Origin of the sequence: Gottfriedia acidiceleris (assembly GCF_004138285.1) — a bacterium.
Classification (GTDB): domain Bacteria; phylum Bacillota; class Bacilli; order Bacillales; family Bacillaceae_G; genus Gottfriedia; species Gottfriedia acidiceleris_A.
Genome location: NZ_SCFN01000060.1, coordinates 1 through 645, shown reverse-complemented (window position 1 = coordinate 645; position 645 = coordinate 1). Strand labels below are relative to the sequence as shown.

1 protein-coding gene is annotated in these 645 nt (G+C 31.2%); it reads right to left on the bottom strand.

Annotation, left to right across the window (positions count from 1 at the left end; genetic code table 11):
- Positions 1-71: 71 nt before the first annotated feature.
- Entirely contained in the window at positions 72-524 is a 453-nt protein-coding gene (locus EP747_RS23940) for a DUF3888 domain-containing protein (protein WP_129692487.1), read from the bottom strand.
- Between the last annotated feature and the right edge of the window lie 121 nt (positions 525-645).

The following is a 645-nucleotide window of genomic DNA, read 5'->3' as shown; positions in this document are numbered from 1 at the left end:
GCATGCTTTAGTTGCACAAGCAGCAAAAAAGGATCTTTTACTTTAATTAGATCCTTTTTTCAATTGGTATTTTATTTTGGAGGTTTGGAATGCTTAAGTGATAAGAACTTAACCTTTGAAGCAGCTAAGTTTCTTTTATTCATTTCCTTATAAAAGAGAAGAGGAGACACTCCGAAAGTTACTGTATCTTGCCCAAGTCGCTTTCCTTTCTCCTTATTTTCGTAAGTTAAAACTGTAAATCGAACTATATACGAATGACTTAAGTTTCTATTTGGTCTAAAACCTTCTATCTCTACAACGTCATAGTTTTTATCCCACCAATTGTATACATAGCTTATTGAATCGTTTTTATAAAATTCTTTTAGTGCTTGTACAATTTCATCTTGAAATTGTTCCAACATAAAATTGTCAAAAACCTGTTCCATACCCTGTGAATCGTGTGTATGACGTTTTTCTGCACTGACGGATAATGTACTACAATTTAAATAAACCATCAAAATAGATAAAACCAAAAATTTTTTCATCAAATTCACCCCTTAAAGGTATTCTTGATAAAAAAATAAAAGTTATACAACTAACGCAATGCTTTAGTTGAAGAACAAGATCGGCTGTATAGTCGGTTTTTTTTATTCAACAAAATGGCAG